Origin of the sequence: Corynebacterium sp. NML 120412, from assembly GCF_002285155.1 — a bacterium.
Taxonomy (GTDB): Bacteria; Actinomycetota; Actinomycetes; order Mycobacteriales; family Mycobacteriaceae; genus Corynebacterium; species Corynebacterium gottingense.
Genome location: NZ_NSGL01000001.1, coordinates 1,326,969 through 1,348,446 on the forward strand (window position 1 = coordinate 1,326,969; position 21,478 = coordinate 1,348,446).

The following is a 21,478-nucleotide window of genomic DNA, read 5'->3' on the forward strand; positions in this document are numbered from 1 at the left end:
GTGCCTTTCTTAGCAGAGGTTCGCGCGCGCGGTGTCCGCAATCAGCGTGCCCAGGGCAGCGGGGTCCATGTCGGTGCGCCGCTGCGCCACGAGCTGGCCGGCGACCGCATCGCGCGTGACGGTATCGTCCGAGCACACCGTACGCCCCGTGGCTGTGAGTTGGTCCTCAACTCCCTCCACGTTCAGTCCGTTCTGGCGGAGCTGCTCCAGGTAGGTCTCCTCCTGCGCGGTAAAGCCCGAGGCCTGCTGCGGCACCGAGGTCACCTCCTGCGCCGGCTGGTCCTCCGGCCGCGAGCCGGACTGGGCCGCCGGGGCCTTGGAGCTCGTCGCCTCAGAGCGGGTGGTGCCGGGGGCGGCGGTCGAGGACTCCGCCGGGGCGGAGGAGGACTGCTCAGCGCTTGCCGACGCCTTCGCGTCCTCGCCGTCAACGGTGGTGGAACCGGAGCAGGCGGCGAGGGAGAGAGTGAGCGTCGCTAAGCACAGGGCTCCGAGACGCCTCATCGCTTCACCACCGTGCCATTGACCTGCTCCAGGGTGCCGTGCTGGAAGCTGATGGTGAGACCGCCGGCGCTGATGTCCTGCATGTCCGAGGTGGGCCAGCCCAGCTCGCCCTGTTCGTAGCCGCGCTTGCCCCACTCGTCGAAGATGTCGCCGTAGTAGATGACGTGCGCGCCGGACTCAGCGGACCAGTAAATGTTGCCCTTCTCAAACGGCTGGAAGAACCCGCCCTTGATGGCAATCTCGTTGCCTGTGGGGAAGCCCAGGTCCGAGGTGGCGGTGCCCATCTCGCCGTACTTCGCGCCGATCGCGCCGTGGACGATGTGGTGGGTGCCGTCCGGGTTGCGGGTGAGGAAGCCGCCCTGGAACTGCTGGACGTAGCCCTCGCCAACCTTGTTGGCCTCCTTGACCGGGTACTTCAGGTCTCCCGTCTCAAAACCGTTCTCGCCCCAAGCCTGGAACATGTCCCCCGGGATGGCGTAGGCGCCGGTCTCCGGGGTCCAGTAGATGGAACCGTTTTCAAAGTGTACGAAGCGGCCGACGCCGTCCGGGGTCGCCTGCTCGCCCGTGGTGGGGAAGCCGAGCCAGCCCTGCGCGCCGCCCAGGCCGCTGTACTTGGCCAGGATGGCGCCGTACAGGGCGTGCGCGCCGGTGTTGGGCGCCCAGAAGGCGGTGCCGCCGCGGAAGTCCTGGGCCTTGCCCTGCTTGTCCTTGCCCGCGTCGTACTCGTTGTTCACGCAGGAGCCGATCGAGCCGTCCGCGGTGACCTCGGCAATCGCGCCGACTGGGGTACAGTCCGCGCTGCGGTCCGCCTCGGCCACGCCGAGCGAGTTGGCGATGTAGGGCCACGCCTGCGTCATCTCGAACTGCCAGTACTCCCAGGAGTGCACGCCGGACGGGCGGAACTTCACAATCGGCTTGACGTTGGTGCGGCTGGCGTAGTCCACGAAGGTCTGGGTGGACAGACGCGAGAGCACCTCGAGGCCCACACCCGCCGGGTTGGCCGCGCCCTTTGCCACGGAGTCCGGGCTGCCAAAGTCGTCGCGGCCCGAGCCGGAGGAGACGTAGACCGTCTTGCCCTCCAGGTTCTCAATGCCCAGCTTGGGGTCGTGGTCGACCCAGTCCTGCGAGCCGAGCGGGCCCCACATGGCCTCCGCGTCGTAGCCGCCCGCGTCCAGCTGCGCCGCCTTGATCGCCGACGGCATGCCGGTGGTCGTGGTGTCCAGGTAGCCAGAGAAGGAGCCGACGAAGTCGAACAGGTGCGGGTTGCGCTCCGCCAGGTTGATCGCCGCGGTGCCGCCCATGGAGATGCCGGTCAGCGCGCGCTTGTCGTTGGAGCGGAAGCGGTTGTGCAGAACCGGGATGAGCTCCTTGGTAAAGAAGGTCTCCCACTTGTAGTTCTTGCCGTTGTTCGGGCGCTGCCAGTCGGAGTAGAAGGAGGACTCGCCGCCCACCGGCAGGATCACGTTGACGTTCTTGTCGGCGTAGAACTGCTCGATGTTGGTCTCAATGGTCCAGCCGTTCTCGTCATCACGCGCGCGCAGGCCGTCGAGCGCCCAGACCTCCGGGAACGTCGCGTCCGGGTTCTGGTGCCAGTCGCGCGCCAGGAGGATCTGCACCTGCATAAGCTGGTCCGGCATCGCCGCGGACTTGATAAACACGGCGACGCGGCGGTTGGTCAGCCACTCGATGCGGTCCACGCTCACGCCGTCCGGCAGGCCCGGGATCTGCGGGTGCTCGTCGACCTCGATCGGGGTCCGCGCCGGCGGATCCTTCGGACGGATCGCGTCCGAGAGACCGCGGGAGTCGCCGAACGTGCTGCTGCCACTGCTCAGTTGTGCCTGCGCCTGCGGGGCGACGCCGGGAAGCGCCGCTGCGACCATGAGCGCCGCGGTGGGCACTGCTGCTACCCGAGCGATACGGGCACGCAGCCTCGTGTTGGGGGAACGGTGTTCGCGCATGAAGGTGTCCTGCCTCATCAATTCGTCTGGTCATGGGGGCGTCGCGCCCCTGCAGGCCGGTCCGAGGGTTCCCCTCCCCCGGCGTAGCCAGTGCACGAGCGCTTGTGTAACCCAAAGGTTAAGTTTGACTTGAGACTTTACACGGTGACACGCCGGGAACTTTTGGGGCAAATGTTTTCCGTGTGACTGCGCCGCGGGCGGCGCCCGCACGGTGCCCGCACGGTGCCAGAACGCAAACTGGTCCCGCTCCCGCGAATGCGGGGAACGGGGCCAGCGGCAGCCGGGGTTTTACCAGGCGTTCATCACGTTGAGAATGCGCGGCTGAGTGGCCACGAGCTGGGAGCCGAACTGATCCCAGTTGTGCAAGCCAGTCGGCGTGAACACGGCGGTGTGCTGTACGCCCGTCACGGTCGCCTTCGCGCTCCACAGGTGGGTGGTGAAGTTGGCGATGGACTCCAGCGCGATTCCTGACGCGCGGTGCTCCGGCAGGTACTTGTCATCGGCCGGGCCCGGGACCGCGCTCCCGGAGGACACGTAGACGTCCTTGCCGCGCAGGTTCCCCATGTTCAGGAACGGGTCGTTCTCGTAGCGGCGGGGATTGAAGATGGAGCCCCACATGGCGTTGAGGTTGTACAGGCCGCCGTCGAGAAGCGCGACGCGTAGCGCCGTCTGGCCACCAGGGATGGTGGTGGTGAGGTAGCCGGAGTACGAGAGGACCTGGCGGAACTGGTTTGGGTGCAGCGCGGCGAGGTTGATCGCGGCGGTGCCGCCCATGGATAGGCCGAGGATGGAGTTGTTCGTGGGCGAAACGCCGAAGTTGTCCCGCAGGTAGCTCGGCAGCTCCTGGGACAGGAAGGTGTCCCACTTGTAGGTCACCGGGTGGTTGAAGTCGTACGTCGCGGGCGCGTTCCAGTCCGTATAGAAGGAGGACTGGCCACCGACCGGCATGACGAGCGTGATGTTGTTGTCTTTAAACATCTGCGCCGCGTTGACGTCGTTGACCCAGGCGTTGGTGATCTCCGTGGCGCGCAGGCCGTCGAGCATGTACAGGCCCGCGTTGCCGCCGCGCTGCGCCGGCTGGATCTGCACGGTGATGTGGCGGCCCATCGCGGGCGACCAGACGGTGCAGCGCTGTACCCAGAAGCCGACGCGGTCCCACTCGCACGTACCCGTGGAGTCGGGGCGCAGCCAGTCGCGGTTTGCTGCCGAGGCTTGCGGGGCGCTCACCACTGCGCCCAGGGCGGTCAGCAGCGCCATGAGCAGCGCAAGCAGACCACGCTTCGATTTCGTCGCGGACATTACTCTCCCAACTTCGGTGAATGTTTTTCAGCTTTTGGTTACAGCAACGTTACCAAGTTGAGACCGTAAGAGCCATTCAATTCACCGGCCAGGCGATCTGCGTCCCCGAAACCCCAGGATCCTTGCCCTTTTTGATCTCTCGGATCGTCTCGTCCGAGAGGTAGACCGTTGGATCTTGCTCAAGCTGGAGCGAGCGACCGTCACCCAGAGAATACTGCACATTTTCCCAGAAACGGTGCCAGCTCATCGGCTCGCGGGAGCTGGCCAGCAGGTCAGCGATGGGCTCCTCGCGCAGCGCCGCGCGCACCGCACGCGCCTGCTCGCGGTCCACGTCCTTGGGCATCGAGTCGATCTTCGTCGCGGAGTCCGCCACCTGCCACTCCATGGGCAGATACTTGTCGTGCCCGACGCGCCCGTCCGGGTCGCGGGGCATGCGCGCGGCCAGCGGCGTGGCCAGGCCCACCGAGTCCAGCACGCGCATCTCCAGCGGCGCGTTCATGCTCGTCATGCCCAGGTTGGTGAGGTAAGCCGTGGTCGGCAGGTCCAGCAAGTCGCTCCCATTGGCCTCGTCCTCGTCCATGCGGGGGCGCCAGTACCAGGAGTACTCGTCCGGGTGCGTGCTCAGCCGCGCGATGTTGAGCTGCCCGGCGTCGTGCGCTCGCCCATTCTCCACCGCCTCGGTCCACGATTCCATCAGCTTGGAGCCGAGGAAGTCTTCCGCGTGCAGCGGCGGGTCTGCCGGACTCTTGCCGATTGCGTAGGACCAGAACTCGCGCTCGTCGACAATGCTCAGCTCCTTCTCGCCGCGCTCGTACGCGAACCAGTCGATGGGGTGCGCGCGCACGATCGTCACGCCGGCGAACACCGTCGCGGCAAGCGTCAGCGCGATGGTCACGCGCGTCAGCGGCACCGTCATCATCGGCAAGAGCAGGGCAAACAGTGGCAGCAGCAGCATGCGCCCGTGCATGAAGTCGCCGCCCACGCGCAGCACATACAGCACGTGCACGAGGGCGCAGCCCGCGCTGAGCAGGACAATTGCTAATCGACGCCCCCTCGCACCCCGCAGCAACCACACCGCACACCCCGCGACGACCAGCAGGGGCAGCCAGAGCCAGTAGTAGCCGACAAAGTCCCAGAAGTAGGTCCCGCCCCGGGCCCACTCCGCGTCCGAGGCGGACTTGGCCACCGCCGTGTGCGGGGTGAGCAGGCCGTAGAAGCCCATGCGGAATAGCTGGTACGCGGCGGGCACCGGCAGCGCAGCCGCGAGGATGCCCGCCCACTTGCGGGGACTGTACGCCAGCAGCACGATGCCGGTCACCCCGCCGTAGAGCGCAAGCTCCGGGCGGACCAGCCACGACAGGCCGCACCAGAACGCCAGCCAATACCCGGACACCGGGAGGGCGCGGCGCCCGATCGGGCCGGCCCACTGGACCAGCAGCGCCCACCACACGGCGAGCCACATGATGCACAGGCCCCACTCCAAGCCGGAGGTGGCAAAGTCGCGCGCGGGCGGGAGCGCCAGGTAGATGAGGATGCCAAACGGCAGGACAACGCCGCGGGTGGCGGCATTCTGGTCCCAGAACCGGCCCGAGCCCACGGTGGCCACGACGGCGCCGATGACGGTGCAGGCGAGCGCGAGCCACATCGCCACGTCCTCGAGCCGGGCGCCCGTGAGCCAGCCGAACGCCGTGATGAGGTACTGCCACAGCACTGAGGTGTTGGCCTCCACGCGCTCGCCGATGTTGAACACGGGGCCGTTGCCCGCGAGCAGGTTGCGCACGGTGCGCAGCACGATGAGTCCATCGTCGGACATCCAGCGGCGGGTGAATCCTCCCCAGAACGCAAAGATGCCCGCGATTGCCGCTGCAGCGAGCAGCGAAATGCGGGCCTGTTTGTTCATTCCAGCGATACTACTAAGCCACCACCGGAATGACGTAAACCGCCATGACGATGCAGAGGATCCACGCCAGGGCGAGCAACTGCAGGACGCGGTCCTCCAGCGCGATCTCGTCGGGCGCGCCGCCCTTGCCGCCGTCTACCTCTGCCGCGTAGCGCAGGATCGCGATGACGAACGGGACCATGGAGATCTGGTACCAGATCGCGGCCGGGCCATCGGTGTCGTTGGACAGCTGGAAGCCCCACAGCGCGTAGCTCATCACGACCGCCGTTGCGGACAGCGTCCACACGAAGCGCAGGTACGTGGCCGTGTACCCCTCCAGCGCCTTGCGGATCTTCGCGCCCGTCTTCTGCGCCAGCAGCATCTCCGCGTAGCGCTTGCCCGACGCCATGAACAGGGAGCCGAACGCGGCCACCAGCAGGAACCACTGCGACAGGGCGATGCTTGCGGCCACGCCGCCGGCCATGGTGCGCAGCATGAATCCGGAGGACACCAGCGCGATGTCGATCACCGGGATGTGCTTCCACCCGAAGCAGTAGCCCAGCTGCAGGGCGATGTAGATGCCGATGACCAGCGCGAGCGCAGGGCCGTCCGTGGCCAAGAAGGAAAGGCCCAGGGCCAGGGCGATGAGGATGGCAGCCATGCCGAAGGCCAGCTTGATCGGCAGCATGCCGGAGGCGATTGGGCGGAAGCGCTTCGTGGGGTGCTCGCGGTCCGACTCGACGTCCAGGGCGTCGTTGACCAGGTAGATGGAGGACGCGCCGAGGCAGAAGACGATGAATGCGAGTGCGACATCGATAAGCGTGCGGCCCGTAAACTCACCGGCGGCGAGCGGGGCGGAAAGCACGAGCACGTTCTTGACCCACTGCTTGGGGCGCAGGCCCTTGATCATCGCGTCGGGCAGGTTCTTCGGCGGCTTGCGCTTGGTGCTGATGTCCACGCCCGTGGTGTGCGGCTCCGGCTTGAGCAGGGGCTCGTCGTATTCCTTTTCCGTCATCGGGTTGTCCTTTCCACCTCAACTGCAACCTTGGCCACCGCCGCGCCCAGCGCAGCGCCCGCCAGGGTGTCCGTAGGGTAATGCACCCCGAGCACGTTACGCGAACACATCATTACCGGCACGAGAAGCCACGGCAGTTTCGAGCCCGTAATGTCCGCGAGGTGCACCGCGGCCGCCGCCGTGTTCGTCGCGTGCGAGGAAGGAAACGACAGCTGCGACGGTGTCTTCACGCCAATCTGCACGCGCGGGTCGTGGGGGCGTGGCCGCCGCACGATGCGCTTGAGCACCACGCTCGCCGCGTGCGCAACGAAGGTGCCCGCACCCAAGGCCAGCCACTTCCGGCGGTTCGCGCTTGTAGACGCCGCGCCCACCGCAGCCACGCCCATCCAGCCCAAGTCGTGCTCGCCGAAGTGGCTCAGCGTGCGCGCCACCTTCGTGGTGGCCGGGGTAAACGCGCGGTCTTGCAGGGCGATGAGCAGCTCGGCCTCGCGGGCGTCGAGCGAGTGCTTGTTACTGGGCTTACTGGGCATCGAAAATCTTCCCCCACTCCTCGTGGCTGGTCAGGCGTGGCATCGCGGCGCGGTACTCGGACTGCAGGTCCGCCCACCGCTCCTTGATCTGCGCCTGGAGTTCCTTGGTCTGCTTGAGCAGGGCGTCGCTCGTAGCCTTGTCGCGCTTGCGGAAGGCCACGCCCGTACCGCCGGCGGTGGATACCGTAGCGGAATCGACGCGGGCCAGCGTGTACCAACGGGCCTCCTCGGCCGTGAGGTTGAGCTGCGGCGCGTCCCAGTGCGCGCGGTCCTCGGTGGTGAACTGGTGGCGCAGCGCCTTCAACGCCCACGGAATCTTCTTCACCTTGGCCAGGCGGCCGCCGATGTTGCGGGTGGGCACGCCCGGCGCGCCGGTGGGCGCGGGCAGGTCCGCGGCGGAGTCGACGACCTGGGCGTCCGGGTACTGCTTGCGGATTTCCTGGATCCTTGGCAGCGAGGACTCGAGGATGCTGAACAGCTGGTCCGGTCCCTTGAGGAAGTCCTGCATGGCCTCCACCTGGATTGCCATGGTGGAGTACTCCATACACATGATGTGCTTGTAGGTGGACTTGAGCATGTTGCGCAGGATGCCGTCGGCCTTCTCCGGGCCGTACATCGCGGCGACGATGAGGCGGTTGCGCAGGTGGAAGTAAGCCTGCCAGTCGATCGCGTCGTCCTTGTCCGCCCACGCCATGTGCCAAATGGCCACGCCCGGCCAGGTCACCGTGGGGTAGCCGGCCTCCTTGGCGCGCAGGGCGTACTCGGTGTCGTCCCACTTAATAAACAGCGGCAGCGGCAGGCCGAGCTGCTCGGCGACGGCGCGCGGGAACAGGTTCATCCACCAGCCGTTGTAGTCCACGTCGATGCGACGGTGCAGCGCGCGCGAGGTGGTCTTGCGCGGGTCCAGCTCCTCTTCCTGGGTGCCCACGTAGCCCAGCGGGTACTTGGAAAAGTCGTGGTCGTAGACGGCGTGCTCGGCAGCGCCCCACATGAAGGTGGAGCGGTCCACGGCCTCGCCGGTGGTACGCAGCTGCGCGCGGTCCTGCAGGTTGAGCATCTGCCCGCCGACCAGGATCGGGGTGCGCGCGTAGCGGGCTGCCTGCACCGCGCGCACGATGGAGTCGGGCTCGATCGCGATGTCGTCGTCCATGTAGAGGATGAACGGCGCGTCCGTATTGTTCAGGCCCTCGTACATGATGCGGCTGTAGCCGCCGGACCCGCCCAGGTTGCCCTGCGGGAAGATGCGCAGCTTGTCACCGAGCGCGGCCTGCGCCTCCGCGAAGTCCGGCTCGTCCGCCGGGTGCTGGTTGCCCTGGTCCGGCATGAGCACGTGGCTGATGCACGCCTCCACTACCGGGTCCTCGGCCAGCGCGTGCAGCGCGTTGACCGCGTCGCGGGGGCGGTTGAACGTGGGGATGCCCACGGCTACCTGCTTGGGTTGGGGAGGGATCGTGGTGGCGTCGTGAAGCACCTGCTCCTGCGGCGCCTGGTCGGCGCACCACGCGGCGTTGGTGACGGTGGCGTCGGACTCCGCGGTGATGTCGAACCAGAGCCAGCCGCCGTCCTCGAAGTTTTTCAGCGGGAGCGGAATCTCTACGTGCTGGTCGGCGACCTCAACGTTGGTCACGCTGATGCGCACGCCGTCGTGCTTCGAGCGGTAGACGGAGATGGTGGCCGCGCCCTGAATATCCAGGCTCAGGACCACGCGGTCCAACTGCGACCAGCGACGCCAGTAGGAAGCCGGGAACGCGTTGAAGTAGGTCTCGAAGCTGACCTCCTGCCCTTCCGGGACAGTCAGGGTCGTGCGGTCCGACCAGCGCACGCGCTGCTTATTCTGCTCCGCCTCAACGAGGTACAGCGAGCGCACGTCGTGCGGTTCGCCCTTGCGCGGCATGAGCACGCGCGCCAGCGTCTCTACGGCAATCTGCGTATCCAAGAGGTCTCACTTCCACTGTATTTGTGTACTGGGTTTGTGTACTGGACGTATTTCAGACAGTTCCTCCCCAGCGTAATGGCTCGCGGCCCGTTTGCTTCGTGCGGCTCGCGCGGCAGCGGGGTTTTCGGGTTGGGATGACAGAGCGGTTGCGCAGCACCGGAATAGTAACAGTAGTAAGAATAGTAAGAATAGTAACGAGTAAAAACGAGGTGCCTCATGCCACAGCTGCCGCGACGCCCCCGCAACCCGTACACCGCCACCATGGGCAAGACCCCTCCCGTCGTGGCGGGCCGCGACTCCTACGTCCAGGACTTCGCCGAGGCGCTTTACGACGGCCCCGGTACTCACGAGCGGATTTCCATCGTCACCGGCCCGCGTGGCATCGGAAAAACCGTCCTGCTCAACGAGTTCGAAGAAGCAGCACGACAACAATCTTGGCTCGTCATTTCAGAAACCACGACCGAACATTTCAATGAACGCATCCGCGATACGCTGATCCGGAAAATTCGGGAGGCAACCCCTGACAGCACACGCCTGAGCTTCGACTCAACTTCCGACCAAGCTCCGTCTCAGTCACTTCGCTCAGTGTTAGAGGAGTGCTTCTCCCTACTTGAGACGATTGACCAGAAAATGGGTAAACCACCAACTGGCATCCTCATTACTCTGGATGAGCTGCACTATGCGCACGTGCGCGACATCATCGAGTTCGGCACGACCATGCAGCACATGATCCGCGAAGACCGCGAAATTGCCGTCGCGATGGCGGGCATCCCCGGCGCGGTGAAACGCCTGCTTGCCTCGAACGAGGGGCGCAACCCTGTCACTTTCCTACGCCGTGCGAATCGTATCGCGATGGGTCTCGTGCCGCTGGACAGCGTCGCCAATGCGCTCAAGGCCCCTGCCCTCGAGGTGGGAATCGAATGGACCCCGGAGGCGCTCGAACTCGGCACCGAGGCGACCGGGGGTTATCCGTTTATGATCCAACTCGTCGGGCAGCACGCGTTCCGCAACACAAGTGGCGGAATTATCGACGAATCCGCGGTACGTGCTGGTATTGAGACAGCGCGACGCAAACTCGGCGAGCTGGTTCATGAACCGTCGCTTGCTGATCTTTCAGATGTGGACCGCACATTCCTCACCGCCATGTCGAAAGACGATGGGCCGTCGCGGATGGCCGACATCGCCGAGCGGATGGGCGTTGATACGCAATACGCGGGCACGTATAGGAGGCGTCTCATTGAGGCCGAGATGATCCGCCCAGCCGGCCGCGGTTTCGTGGATTACGAGCTGCCCTACATCCGGGAGTACCTCCGCGCGCATCCAGCGTCCGACGCAATGGAGCAGCTATCCTTTCCATCAGAAAACTACGACGTGTGACGCAGACCATTAGACTGTCCGCATGACGATTCTGCACTCCGTTGATTTTGGCCCCCGCGACGCGCACCCGGTGGTGTTTCTCGGCTCCATCGCCTCCACCACCGACATGTGGCTGCCGCAACTTGACTCACTGGCCAAAGACTTCCGCGTCATCGCCCTCGACCACCCCGGCCACGGGCTCTCCCCCGACCCGCAGGCCATGCCCGGCGAGACCACGATCAATGATCTGGCCAACAACGTCCTCGACACCCTCGACGCTCTCGGCGTGGACGAGTTCGACGTGGTCGGCCTTTCGCTCGGCGGCGCGATCGCGCAGTACCTCGCCGCCACCAGCGGCCGCGTGACCAAGGCAGTCTTCATGTGCACCGCCGCCAACTTCGGTGGCCCCGACACGTGGGCCCCGCGCGCCGAGGAAACACGCGCGGAGGGCATCGCACCCCGGGTGCAGAGTGCCATCGAGCTGTGGGTCACGCCCGAGTTTCGCCAGGAACGCCCGGCGCTTACTTACGCTCTCACCCACATGATCGACTCCACCCGCGGTGAGGGATACGCCGTCGGCGCCGATGCGCTCGCAGGCTGGGACTACACAGAGGAACTGCGAAACATTACGGTGCCGGTCCTCACCATCTCCGGGGCCGTGGACCCCTCCACCCCTCCCGAGGTCGTCCACGCGATCGGGAAAATGGTCGGCGGCGAGTCGCAGTCCGTCACGCTCAGCGGCGGCGGGCACGTGCCCACCGTCGAGGTGCCCGACGAGGTCACCCGCGCGATCCGCACCTTTATTACTGAGTAGACCAATGTAGGTCAATCCCCCGAAACACAGCTGCCACTAGTTGGTGTGGCGGCTGGCGGCCGCGATGGCCTGGAGAACAGTATTCGTCTCGTAGGTCAGGAAACGCTTCCAGAACTTCATTGCAATTCTCCTTTCTGTTTGCCTGTGGTTAACTTCGCGTTAACTTTAGGCAGTTTAGTTGGTTCGCGTCAAGTATTGACGTGGATCAACTATCTAAGAATGCAAGAAACGCCCCGCTGTCCACGGACAATGTGGGCAGCGGGGCGCCAAGAAGCGAGGGGCGTGACTACACGGCGACCTCAAAGGGCGCCTCGGTGGCCTCGCGGACGGAGTCAACGGTCTCGCCCGGGGCGACCTCGACGAGGGTCAGGCCGTTCTTCGGGTCAACCTTGAACACGGCGAGGTTGGTAATGATGAGGTCGACGCACTTCGCGCCGGTGAGCGGGAGGCGGCACTCCTCGAGCACCTTGGACGCACCCTTCTTGGTGGTGTGTTCCATGAGCAGGATGATCTCCTTCGCGCCGTGCACCAGGTCCATCGCGCCGCCCATCCCCTTGACCATCTTGCCCGGGATCATCCAGTTGGCCAGGTCGCCGTACTGGGAGACCTCCATCGCGCCAAGCACCGCCACATCAATCGCGCGGGAGCGGATCATGCCGAAGGAGTCTGAGGAGGAGAAGAAGGAGCCGCCCGGCGCGACCGTAATGGTCTCCTTACCAGCGTTGATCAGCTCCGGGTCCACCTCGCCGTCCTGCGGGTACGCGCCCACGCCCAGGATGCCGTTCTCGGAGTGCAGGACCACCTCGAGCCCCTCGGGCAGGTAGCCCGGGATCAGCGTGGGCATGCCGATCCCAAGGTTGACGTACTGGCCGTCGCGCAGCTCCTTCGCCGCGCGCGCCGCCATTTCTTCGCGGTTCCAGCTCATTTACTTGCTCACCGTCCTAAACTCGATGCCTGTTTCCTGCGGGCCGACCTCCACCACGCGGTCGACGTAGATGCCGGGCAGGTCCACATCCGCCGGCTCGATCGTGTCCACGACGTGCTCCGCCTGGACGATGGTGACCTTGCCGCAGGCGGCAACGTCGGGGTTGAAGTTGCGGGCCGTCTTGTTGAAGACGAGGTTGCCGTAGCGGTCCGCGGTGTGCGCGTGAACGAAGGCGAAGTCAGGGGTCAGCGCCTCCTCCAGCACGTACTGCTCGCCGCCAAACTCGCGGATCTCCTTCGGCGTGGAGTACTCGGCGATGGTGCCGTCCGGGTTGTAGCGCACCGGGATCTCGCCGTTGGCCAGCGGGGTACCCACCCCGGCCTTGGTGTAAAACGCGGGCACGCCCGCACCGCCGGCACGCATGCGCTCGGCGAGCGTGCCCTGCGGGGTGAACTCGACGGTGAGCTCGCCCTCCAGGTACTGGCGCGCATACTCCTTATTGGTGCCCAGGTAGGAGCCGATGGAGCGGGCGATCTTGCCGTCCTGCAGGAGGAGGCCCAGACCGAAGCCGTCGGTACCCAGGTTGTTCGAGATGATGGTCAATTCGCTCGCGCCCTGCTTGCGCAGCGCGTCAATGAGCCGGGCAGGGATGCCGACGAGGCCAAAACCGCCAACGGCGATCGAGGCGCCGTCACCGATGTCGGCAACCGCCTCGTCGATGTTTGTCACAACTTTGTTCAGCATGGCTCCACCCTAGCGGGCGTTCGACTCCTGCACAAGGGTTCACAAAGCGAACGGTTTTGCGCTATCGTGGGGCGTGGCGCACATTAGAGTACGTAATGTGGCCGACAACATGGCGTCGAAAAGCGCCCTTGACCTGTGCAAAGGAGATACGATGCAAGTCCAAACCGTACAGTCGCTGATCCGCGGCCTTGCGGTCATCCGCGCCTTCGACGCCGAGCACCCCCGCCGCAGCCTCGCACAGGTGGCCGATGCGACGGGGCTGGCGCGCGCAACCACGCGCCGGTTCCTGCACACGCTTATCGCCGAGGGCTACGCCGCCACCGACGGCGCGGAGTTCTGGCTCACACCGAAGATGCTCGAGCTGGGGTACGCGTACCTGTCCAGCCTGGGGCTGCCCACCATCGCGCAGCCACACCTCGAGGCGCTGTCGCGCACGCTCAACGAGTCCTGCTCGCTCTCCGTGCTCGACGGCACCGACGTGGTCTACGTCGCGCGCTCCGCGGCCCACCGCATCATGAGCGTGAACATCACCATTGGTACCCGCTTCCCGGCGCACGCCACCTCGATGGGCCGCGTCATGATGGCCGGGCTTGACGACGCCACCGTGGACCACTTCCTCGCCCGCCCGCTCGAGGCCATCACGCCATCCACCATCACGGACCCGGACACACTACGCGCCGCCCTGCGCAACATCCGCGACGCCGGGTGGTGCGTCGTTGACCAGGAGCTCGAGGCGGGGCTGCGCTCCATCGCCGCCCCGGTGCGCGACGCCACCGGCGCCACCGTCGCCGCCGTGAACGTCTCCACCCACGTGGCCGCCCACCCATACGAGGAGCTCGTGGACTCCCTCCTGCCCAAGCTCGTGGACACCGCGGACGCCATCACCCGCGACCTCGTGGCCACGCACGCCAACGCTTAACCCGAAAGGACCCCTCATGAACCAGCCCGAAATTGTCATCTGCCACCCCAAGCGCACCGCCGTGGGCCGCTACGGCGGCGCCTTCGTCGGCGTGCCCGTCCAGGACCTCGCCACCGCCGTGGTCACCGCCGTGATCAAGGAGTCCGGCATCGACGGCTCGCTCGTTGACGACATCATTCTCGGCCAGGCCTCCCCCAACGGCGCGGCGCCCGCCCTGGGCCGCGTGGTCGCGCTCGACGCCGAGCTGGGCGTGAACGTGCCCGGCATGCAGCTGGATCGCCGTTGCGGCTCGGGCCTGCAAGCAGTGGCCACCGCTGCCGCCCACGTCGCCTCCGGCGCGGCCGACCTGATTATCGCCGGCGGCGCCGAGTCCATGTCCAACACCGAGTACACGGTGGACGGCAAGATCCGCTGGGGCGCCAAGGGCGGCACCATGGAGCTCACCGACCGCCTGCAGGAGGGCCGCGAAAAGGCCGGCGGCAAGCACCACCCGATCCCGGGCGGCATGATCGAGACCGCCGAGAACGTCCGCGAGGAGTACTCCATCGCCCGCCAGCGCCAGGACCAGCTGGCCGTCAACTCGCACCAGCGCGCCGCCGCCGCGCAGGAGGCTGGCCACTTCGACGAGGAAATCGTCCCCGTCTCCGTGCCGCAGCGCAAGGGCGACCCGATCATCGTGGACAAGGACGAGCACATCCGCCCGAACGCCTCCATGGAGTCCCTGGCCAAGCTGCGCCCCGTCATGGGCAAGACGCTTGAGCGCGCCACCGTCACCGCCGGCAACGCCTCCGGCCAAAACGACGGCGCGGCTGCCATGATCGTGACCACCCGAGAAAAGGCCGAGGAGCTGGGGCTCACCCCGTCCGTCGTCCTGCGCGGCTGGGCCGTTGCCGGCGTGCCGCCGGAGACCATGTGCATCGGCCCCGTCGACGCCACGAAGAAGCTCTTCGACCGCCTCGATATGTCCTTCGACGACATCGACCTCATCGAGCTCAACGAGGCTTTCGCCGCGCAGGCCCTCGCCGTCCTGGATGCCTGGGGCATTTCTGAGGACGACCCGCGCATCAACCCGGTCGGCTCCGGCATCTCGCTCGGCCACCCGGTGGGCGCCACCGGCGCCCGCATGCTAGTCACCGCCGCGCACGAGCTGCAGCGCACCGACGCCTCACGTGCCCTGGTGACTATGTGCATCGGCGGCGGCCAGGGCCTCGCCGCGGTGATTGAGAAGGTGTAGGGCCCGACGCCAGTTGCCACACCGGGGATCCCCCGGGATACTCGGTGGCATGAAGAAGTCCCACATGGATCTCCTGATCGGCATCGCGCTCATCGTCGTCGCCGGCCTCGCGGTCGCGTTCCTGTCCGGATCGACCGGCGCTTTCATCGCGATCATCGGCGCTGTCGCCGGCGCCGTCTTCATTATCAAGGCCATGCAGGCTAACGACGACGCACCGCACCCACCCGCCGGACAGCCCGACCCGCTCGAGCTGAACAACTCCAGCCCGGCGCAAGAGACCAGCGGCTCGGGACTCGGCGCGGGTCTGGCCGGGGAATACGACTGGGACGCGCACTACCAGCGCGAATTCGGCCAGCAGGACGATACACAGGGCGGCAGCAGCCAGTACCGCTAGGCGCTACTTCTTCGCCTCGCGGTAGACGTCGCGCGGGCTCATCAGCGCGTTGCGACGCCCCGCCACGATGAGCCGGTCCAGGTCCGCGCGCACCGCGTCCACGTCCGCCGGGTTGTACTTGCGCTCGCGGCGAGCGCGCTGCAGCTCCTGGCTCGCTGCGGCGAGCGCGATCTGCTGCATGTCCGCAGCAGCCAGGCGGACCTGCTGGAACTTCTGCTTGCGGTCCTCCGCCGTCTCCGGGTCCTCCTCCTCGTGGCTTTGCGAGAGTTTGTCTAGCCACTGCTGCACGATCTCATAGGACTCCGGGGCGAGCTCCGGGCCGTGCTTCTGCACCGACCGTCGCGCCGCCGCGTAGGCGCGCTTGTTCAGCTCCGCCTTCGCGCGGTCGCCGGCCGGGTCCGGGCCGGACTCCATGTCCAGCTTGCTCACCAGCCACGGCAGCGACAGGCCGGGCAGCACCATCGTGCACATCAGGACCGTCAGGGCGATGACGTCGAACTCGTGGTGGTACTGCGTGACCCCCAGCGGCACTGACAGCACCAGGGCCAGCGTGACCAGGCCTCGCATGCCCGACCACGCCATAAGCAGAACCTCCTGCATGCGCAGCGGCGCGACATTGGTGCGCTTCTGTTTCTGGTTGATCCCGCACAGCACCCACATCCACAGCAGGCGGACCAGAAACGCGACGACGGAGAGCGCCACGCCGATGCCCACGGCGTGCCAGAGGACGGTGCCGGCGGCGTCGATAGCATCGCGCACGCTCATGCCGATCAGACCGAAGGCGACGCCGGTGAACAGCATCTCCACGGTGGACCAGAACGAGGAGCCGGACAGACGGTCCTCCGCGGTCAGGGGCGCGCGCGAGGACATCTCCACCGCCGCGATGACGATGGCGATCACGCCGGAGGCCTCGACCTCCTCGGCGATGATGTAGATGAAGAACGGGAGCACCCAGGTGAACGCGGTGCGGATCACGGAGTCCGGCACGGAGTTCACAAACAGGGCCGCGAGCCTACCGACGATCAGCCCGATGACGACCGCGACCGCCGCCGCGTAGAGGAACTTCAGCAGGCCGTGGCCGAAGTCGATCTGGTTATCCGCCACGAGTGCTGCGACGGCGAGGTTGAAGGTGACGATCGACGCGGCGTCGTTAAACAGCCCCTCCGTTTGCAACGTGCCGGTGATGCGTTTCGGGATGCCGGCGGGCCCGGCCACCGCCTCCACTGCCACCGGGTCCGGCGGCGCGATCGCAGCGGCCAACACCACCGCGGCCGCAAGACTGATACCCGGCATGAGCCACATCGCGGTCGCGGACAGCGCCGCAGTAGTTAGAAACACCAGGATCACCGACATCATGAACACCACGTTGAGCTGCGAGCGGATCATGCCCCAACTGGTGTGGCGAGCCAGCGACCAAAGCAACGGCGGCAAGAAGATCGGCAGGATGATCTCCGCCGGAATAGTCACCACCGGCACGCCGGGGATGAAGATGGCGGCCGCCACGACGATGGTGAGCAGCGCCGGCCAGGGCAGGCCGGTGCGCTCGCCTACGGCGGCGACGAGCACGGTTGCGAACAGCAGGGCGATAACGGCAATCAGGACTTCCACAGTCCTGATAGTAGTGGGCGCTCGCCGGAGGTGTTCGCGGAACTAGATGGGCTCTAGTGCCCGCGCGCCTGGTTCAGCGCCTCGCCGTCCTCGGTGTAGACCCGAACAGCAATAATTCATACAGCCGGGCTGCTACAGTCGGGTCGGCACCGGTGACGGTGGCGGTACCAAACTCGGAACGGGGCAGTACCGAGTCTTCACCGAGTCTTCGGAACACCGGTACCAAAACCCACAGCCGGCACGCCCGTACGCGCTGCTCGCGCACAACAGCTCGACGGAGTTCGGTACTGACGTGGCTGCTGCCCTCGACCGACCGGTCTCGTCAATTGCGACGAAGTCCGTCATCACGGTGAGCGTCAACGACGACCTCGGCCGCATCTCGGCTGTTCTTGCAGACAAGCACCTGAAAAAGGCCCCCGTCGTTGGCATCATCAATCGCTCCGACATCAACCGCTACCTCGTCTCGACGTTTGTCGCTCCCGTCCCGAGTGCATAGACAGGGATTGCCCGTGAGGTAAGGCATGCCTTAAAATGCATCCTTTAGGTTAGGCAGGCCTAACTGGACATTCTTCATTTACCTACGGAAGGTGCAACCTTGGCACTCTTTACCTCTCGTCCCTTCAAGGCAGTCGCAGCCACTGTCACCGCAGCGTTCATGCTTGCCAGCTGCTCGAGCGGCGCGGGCGACCCGACGTCCGCTCCCGAAGTTTCCGGCGCCAACGGGTCAGACGAACGCATCGTCGCAATGGGTCTCGGCGACGTCGATACGCTTCTTGCCCTGGGCGAACAACCGGTCGGTTACGCCACCTGGGAACAAGAGGGTTCGGGCGACCCCTCCGGACTTGGTCCGTGGGCCGAGGACAAGCTCACGGTGGAGCCAAACCCGATCCGTGATACCACCACCGAATTCAGCACCGACACTGCCGAAAAAGTAGCTTCGCTGAACCCGACAAAGATTATCGCGGTCAACAGCGGTCTCGAGGACGACCAGAAGGCGCTGCTCGAACCGATCGCACCGACGACTTTCCACTCGGATGAGTACCAGGATTGGCAGGTGCCTTGGGACGCACAGGTCAAGGAGATCTCCAAGGCTGTAGGCAAGGAAGACGAGGGCCAAAAGCTTATCGACGACGCCGAGCAGGCCTTCAAGGATTTCTGCGAAGCGCACCCCGAGTTGCAGGGCAAAACAGCGGTCATCGGCATGCCCTACGACGGGAAGTTCGGCGTGTACACTTCGGGAGACGGCCGCGGCTCCTTCATTGAAAAGCTTGGCTTCAAGATCCCAGAAAAGTTCAACGGCGATGGTTCCAGCTTCTTTCTCGATTGGTCGCCTGAGAACTACGCCGACTTCGACGACGTGGACTACCTCTTCGTGCTGGACTACTACGGCGCAATCGATGCGCTAAAGAACGACGAGAATTTCATGGACCTTGATGTCAACAAGCGTGGCGGACTCTACTGGCTCGACACCGATACAGCCAACGCAATGAGCATGCCAAACCCCCTCTCTATCCCGTACGCAGTCGAGCAAATCGAAGAGCAACTCTAAGCCTCGCGGGGACGCAGCGTCTACCGGGGAACGACCAGTGGGCCACCGCTCACTGGGTCCGACGCCACGACTGCCGGCAGATCAAAAACGCTGTTCAGCAAAGTCTCCGTGACCACCTCGGCAGGCGCACCGACCGCACGAACCTCGCCACGCTGCATCACGATGAGCTGATCTGAGTATCGTGCGGCGAGGTTCAAATCATGCAACACCATGAGCACGGTTCGCCCCTCCTGATCGGCGAGTCGACGTACAAGCGACAAGACCTCAACGGAGTGAGACAGGTCGAGGTATGTCGTCGGCTCGTCCAAAAATACAAGCGGAGTGTCCTGCGCTAAGACCATCGCGATCCAGGCGCGCTGGCGCTGTCCGCCAGAAAGCCGTTCGAGTGGACGTTCTGCAAACTCCGCAATATTGGTCAGCTCCATCACTGCATCGACCGCACGCGCATCCTCCGCAGAGGCCTGCCGTAGCCACGACTGATGCGGGTGACGCCCGCGGCTGACCAAGTCACGGACCGTGAGTCCCTCGGGTGCGACAGGTGCCTGTGGCAATACTGCAAGCTGTCGCGCAATCTCGCGGCGCTTCAGTTTCGCCGTGTCCACGCCGTTGATCGTTACCGTGCCACCATCGCGCGCAATAAGCCCAGCGGTAGCTCGCAACAGCGTTGACTTGCCGCAACCGTTCGGGCCGATGATCGTGGTGACCCCACCTTGAGGCACGTCGAGGTCAATGCCGTCAACAATGACGGAAGCGCCATAGCTCACTTTGAGATTTCGAACCTGAAGCATCATACGGACACCTTTCGTGTTGCGCGCAGCAGCGTGTAGAGCAGCACTGCACCACCAATCGCAGTTGTAGCTATCCCCACCGGCAAGTTCCCGGGCACCAGGGTGCGCACTGCTAAGTCAGCGCCGGACACGATCGCCGCACCGGCGAGCATCGCGGTGCCTAAAGTTGGCGTTGCTGCGTGTGTGATCTTGCGTCCGATCTGTGGCGCGACAAACGCCACGAAGGCTATCGGCCCGGACGCCGCGACGGCCGTCGATGCCAGCACGACAGCCATGAGCATGAGGATGAGTTGCATATGCCGTGGCTCCACCCCGAGGCCAGCAGCTGTATCCTTCCCGAGCGAGAGCGCCTGAAGATTGAAGGCTGCCCACCGCAAGAACGGAACGACGACTGCCAGCGCAATAAGTACGGCGAGTGCATCGCGCCAGTTCGAAGACCCCACCGAACCGGTGATCCACGCCTGCGCTTTGCCCACATCGCGATAGTCGGCGCGAACGAGCAGGAACGAGGTATATGCCATCACCAGCGCATTGATGATGATCCCGGCGAAGACAAGCTGGAAAGACCCGAGACCCGCGCCACGGCTCAGCCACCAGATTGCCGCAGACACTGCCAATCCACCGAGGAATGCACTGAGCGGGACCCCCAGAAGATGCAGCAGCATTCCGGAGCTTCCACCAGCAAGTAACGCAGTCAACGCGAAAGCGGAGGCACCCGAGGTGACGCCCAGAATGTCTGGGCTCGCCAATGGATTCCTCGTGATGGTCTGGAAGATCGCCCCCGCAAAACCCAGCGCAGCTCCTACTCCCAAAGCTGTCACTACCCGCGGCAGACGCCACTCAATAATCACCGTACGAGCCAATTCCGTGGTTTGGCCCATGAGCGCAGAAACAATATCCCGGACCGTAAGCTCGAAGTCTCCGACCATGACACCCCCAAGGGCCGCGGCGAGAGCCAACACCGCTAGGACACCATTCGTCACGAAAACCCGCATCACAGTTTCGCCCCTTTACGCAAGAGGTACAGGGCGAACGGGGCGCCAACAAAGGCGAGCGTGATACCCACCTGCAATTCGCCGGGCCGTGCGATGACGCGGCCAATGACGTCGGCAAGCAAGAGTAGCGAGGCCCCAGCCAGCGCGGAGCAGGGCAGCACCCAGCGGTAATCGGGCCCGGTGAAGGCGCGCACAAGGTGCGGAACAACCAGGCCAACGAACCCGATTGGGCCCGCCCCAGCCACCGCGGCGCCAGTAAGCAATGCAACCAGGACGATGCCCACGGCACGCGCGATGGGGACGCTCACCCCAAGTCCACTTGCCACGTCGTCTCCCAAGTTCAAGAGGTTCACCCGATTGGCCGTGGCAAAGGCCCCCACAAGCCCGAGGAGAATCACCGGGGCGAGCACCGCAACCACCTGCATGTCGCGCCCAGCGATAGCACCCGCTGTCCAAAACCGCATCTCGTTGAGGCTTTGCGTATTCGTCAGCACAATGCCACTGGTAAGCGCACTACAGACCGCGCCCAGCGCAGAACCACCGAGCACGACCATGATTGGGGTAGATCCCAGGCTCCTCATGCTAAGCGCGAACACGAGCGCCACCGCGAGTATTGCGCCGAGGAAGCCCACCCCAACAGTGCCCAACACCGTCATGGAGCCGTGAAAGGAAATAGCTGCCGCCACTGCGAGCGCCGCACCGGGCCCTACGCCCAGCAGGTTTGTGTCTGCGAGCGGGTTTCGGGTGTGGCCCTGCAGCAGCGCCCCCGCTGTACCTAGCGCTGCCCCTACCAACAGGCCGAGCAGGGTGCGCGGAACTCGAAGTTGTGCAATGATCTTCGCCTCGTCGCTGGCCGCCTCGAGTTGTTCGGCGCCTCCCGAGAACGCCAGCGTGATTCCGTCGCGAACCGCGCTCACCGTTGCTGCGAACCCCATTTCGCGCGCCCCGAACAGAAGCGACACTAATGCTGCGCACACGGTGAAAGCCGCAAGGAAAGCGACAAGCCCTACACGTTTATCCACGTTGTAACCCCG

The 21,478-nt window shown here is 65.3% G+C and carries 20 protein-coding genes; 7 read left to right on the top strand and 13 right to left on the bottom strand.

Annotation, left to right across the window (positions count from 1 at the left end):
• Window positions 1–9: 9 nt before the first annotated feature.
• The 7 genes from CKJ84_RS06035 to CKJ84_RS06065 all read right to left on the bottom strand — a co-directional run bounded on the left by CKJ84_RS06035 (window position 10) and on the right by CKJ84_RS06065 (window position 9,118).
• On the bottom strand, window positions 10–501 hold the full coding sequence (locus tag CKJ84_RS06035; protein WP_095546240.1) for a DUF732 domain-containing protein: 492 nt from the start codon (window positions 499–501) through the stop codon (window positions 10–12).
• Window positions 498–2,459: an alpha/beta hydrolase-fold protein gene (locus CKJ84_RS06040; protein ID WP_095546431.1), complete on the bottom strand. Its 1,962-nt coding sequence runs from the start codon at window positions 2,457–2,459 to the stop codon at window positions 498–500. The genes CKJ84_RS06035 and CKJ84_RS06040 overlap by 4 nt, the downstream gene beginning before the upstream one ends.
• A gap of 288 nt (window positions 2,460–2,747) precedes the next feature.
• Window positions 2,748–3,758, bottom strand: a complete 1,011-nt coding sequence (locus CKJ84_RS06045) for an alpha/beta hydrolase family protein (RefSeq protein ID WP_095536009.1) — start codon at window positions 3,756–3,758, stop codon at window positions 2,748–2,750.
• A gap of 76 nt (window positions 3,759–3,834) precedes the next feature.
• Window positions 3,835–5,658 carry a hypothetical protein gene (locus CKJ84_RS06050; RefSeq protein WP_095546241.1) on the bottom strand — a complete coding sequence of 608 codons (1,824 nt, stop codon included), beginning with the start codon at window positions 5,656–5,658 and terminating at the stop codon, window positions 3,835–3,837.
• 13 nt (window positions 5,659–5,671) lie between these two features.
• Complete coding sequence (locus CKJ84_RS06055) at window positions 5,672–6,652, bottom strand: decaprenyl-phosphate phosphoribosyltransferase (RefSeq protein WP_095546242.1); 981 nt, start codon at window positions 6,650–6,652, stop codon at window positions 5,672–5,674.
• Window positions 6,649–7,182, bottom strand: a complete 534-nt coding sequence (locus tag CKJ84_RS06060) for a phosphatase PAP2 family protein (protein ID WP_095537459.1) — start codon at window positions 7,180–7,182, stop codon at window positions 6,649–6,651. Before CKJ84_RS06060 ends, CKJ84_RS06055 begins: the two co-directional genes overlap by 4 nt.
• Window positions 7,172–9,118 (bottom strand): glycosyltransferase, encoded by a 1,947-nt coding sequence (locus CKJ84_RS06065; protein WP_255407223.1) that lies wholly within the window; start codon window positions 9,116–9,118, stop codon window positions 7,172–7,174. Before CKJ84_RS06065 ends, CKJ84_RS06060 begins: the two co-directional genes overlap by 11 nt.
• Window positions 9,119–9,379: 261 nt before the next feature.
• On the opposite strand from CKJ84_RS06065, the gene CKJ84_RS06070 reads away from it, so the two are divergent.
• Together CKJ84_RS06070 and CKJ84_RS06075 are read left to right on the top strand one after the other, a co-directional pair.
• Entirely contained in the window at window positions 9,380–10,495 is a 1,116-nt protein-coding gene (locus tag CKJ84_RS06070) for an ATP-binding protein (RefSeq protein ID WP_233125518.1), read from the top strand.
• 22 nt (window positions 10,496–10,517) lie between these two features.
• Window positions 10,518–11,288 carry an alpha/beta fold hydrolase gene (locus CKJ84_RS06075; protein WP_095546244.1) on the top strand — a complete coding sequence of 257 codons (771 nt, stop codon included), beginning with the start codon at window positions 10,518–10,520 and terminating at the stop codon, window positions 11,286–11,288.
• 286 nt (window positions 11,289–11,574) lie between these two features.
• Here CKJ84_RS06075 and CKJ84_RS06080 read toward each other — a convergent pair whose 3' ends face one another.
• A complete protein-coding gene (locus CKJ84_RS06080) occupies window positions 11,575–12,213 on the bottom strand; it encodes a 3-oxoacid CoA-transferase subunit B (protein ID WP_095278996.1) in 639 nt (212 codons plus the stop codon).
• The gene (locus CKJ84_RS06085) at window positions 12,214–12,957 is read right to left on the bottom strand and encodes a CoA transferase subunit A (protein ID WP_095278995.1); all 744 of its coding nucleotides are present in this window, start codon (window positions 12,955–12,957) and stop codon (window positions 12,214–12,216) included.
• 151 nt (window positions 12,958–13,108) lie between these two features.
• On the opposite strand from CKJ84_RS06085, the gene CKJ84_RS06090 reads away from it, so the two are divergent.
• Genes CKJ84_RS06090 through CKJ84_RS06100 form a run of 3 tightly spaced genes read left to right on the top strand, consistent with a single transcriptional unit; the run spans window position 13,109 to window position 15,504 of the window.
• On the top strand, window positions 13,109–13,876 hold the full coding sequence (locus tag CKJ84_RS06090; RefSeq protein ID WP_095546245.1) for an IclR family transcriptional regulator C-terminal domain-containing protein: 768 nt from the start codon (window positions 13,109–13,111) through the stop codon (window positions 13,874–13,876).
• Window positions 13,877–13,892: 16 nt separating this feature from the next.
• Complete coding sequence (locus CKJ84_RS06095) at window positions 13,893–15,110, top strand: acetyl-CoA C-acetyltransferase (RefSeq protein ID WP_095546246.1); 1,218 nt, start codon at window positions 13,893–13,895, stop codon at window positions 15,108–15,110.
• Window positions 15,111–15,159: 49 nt separating this feature from the next.
• The gene (locus tag CKJ84_RS06100; RefSeq protein WP_095546247.1) at window positions 15,160–15,504 is read left to right on the top strand and encodes a hypothetical protein; all 345 of its coding nucleotides are present in this window, start codon (window positions 15,160–15,162) and stop codon (window positions 15,502–15,504) included.
• Window positions 15,505–15,507: 3 nt separating this feature from the next.
• On the opposite strand, the gene CKJ84_RS06105 is transcribed toward CKJ84_RS06100, so the two are convergent.
• Complete coding sequence (locus CKJ84_RS06105) at window positions 15,508–17,112, bottom strand: sodium:proton antiporter (RefSeq protein ID WP_095546248.1); 1,605 nt, start codon at window positions 17,110–17,112, stop codon at window positions 15,508–15,510.
• A 292-nt stretch (window positions 17,113–17,404) separates the two neighbouring features.
• Between CKJ84_RS06105 and CKJ84_RS06110 the strand changes: the two genes are divergently transcribed.
• Window positions 17,405–17,608 (top strand): hypothetical protein, encoded by a 204-nt coding sequence (locus tag CKJ84_RS06110; RefSeq protein WP_233125519.1) that lies wholly within the window; start codon window positions 17,405–17,407, stop codon window positions 17,606–17,608.
• Window positions 17,609–17,707: 99 nt separating this feature from the next.
• Window positions 17,708–18,661 (top strand): ABC transporter substrate-binding protein, encoded by a 954-nt coding sequence (locus tag CKJ84_RS06115; RefSeq protein ID WP_233125520.1) that lies wholly within the window; start codon window positions 17,708–17,710, stop codon window positions 18,659–18,661.
• Between the two features lie 20 nt (window positions 18,662–18,681).
• Here CKJ84_RS06115 and CKJ84_RS06120 read toward each other — a convergent pair whose 3' ends face one another.
• Genes CKJ84_RS06120 through CKJ84_RS06130 form a run of 3 tightly spaced genes read right to left on the bottom strand, consistent with a single transcriptional unit; the run spans window position 18,682 to window position 21,466 of the window.
• The gene (locus CKJ84_RS06120; RefSeq protein ID WP_095546249.1) at window positions 18,682–19,452 is read right to left on the bottom strand and encodes an ABC transporter ATP-binding protein; all 771 of its coding nucleotides are present in this window, start codon (window positions 19,450–19,452) and stop codon (window positions 18,682–18,684) included.
• Window positions 19,449–20,444: an iron chelate uptake ABC transporter family permease subunit gene (locus CKJ84_RS06125; RefSeq protein ID WP_095546250.1), complete on the bottom strand. Its 996-nt coding sequence runs from the start codon at window positions 20,442–20,444 to the stop codon at window positions 19,449–19,451. The genes CKJ84_RS06120 and CKJ84_RS06125 overlap by 4 nt, the downstream gene beginning before the upstream one ends.
• Window positions 20,444–21,466 carry a FecCD family ABC transporter permease gene (locus CKJ84_RS06130; RefSeq protein WP_369801157.1) on the bottom strand — a complete coding sequence of 341 codons (1,023 nt, stop codon included), beginning with the start codon at window positions 21,464–21,466 and terminating at the stop codon, window positions 20,444–20,446. Before CKJ84_RS06130 ends, CKJ84_RS06125 begins: the two co-directional genes overlap by 1 nt.
• Window positions 21,467–21,478: the final 12 nt, after the last annotated feature.